Source organism: Moellerella wisconsensis ATCC 35017, assembly GCF_001294465.1.
Lineage (GTDB): Bacteria > Pseudomonadota > Gammaproteobacteria > Enterobacterales > Enterobacteriaceae > Moellerella > Moellerella wisconsensis.
The window spans coordinates 1-308 of sequence record NZ_LGAA01000073.1 but is presented as its reverse complement, the minus strand read 5'-3'; the positions used below and the strand labels follow the sequence as shown (position 1 = coordinate 308).

Sequence of the window (308 nt, the reverse complement as noted above, 5' to 3'; positions counted from 1 at the left end):
TTTAATGAGCAATTGTTATGGTGGAGCTAAGCGGGATCGAACCGCTGACCTCCTGCGTGCAAGGCAGGCGCTCTCCCAGCTGAGCTATAGCCCCATAACAAGTATAACAGTACCTAATAACGGTTATTAATCGTTATAAAAAGCTAAATCGAACGCAGTCAGCGAATCTTCATTGCGTTTACAATGTAAACCAACGAACTCAACACCGCATTATTCGATTTTGGTAGGCCTGAGTGGACTTGAACCACCGACCTCACCCTTATCAGGGGTGCGCTCTAACCACCTGAGCTACAAGCCTATTGATACCA

At 46.4% G+C, this 308-nt stretch carries 2 tRNA genes; both read right to left on the bottom strand.

What is annotated here, in order from left to right:
* Nucleotides 1-18: 18 nt before the first annotated feature.
* A tRNA-Ala gene (locus tag M992_RS14445) sits at nt 19-94 on the bottom strand.
* Nucleotides 95-221: 127 nt separating this feature from the next.
* A tRNA-Ile gene (locus tag M992_RS14440) sits at nt 222-298 on the bottom strand.
* Between the last annotated feature and the right edge of the window lie 10 nt (nt 299-308).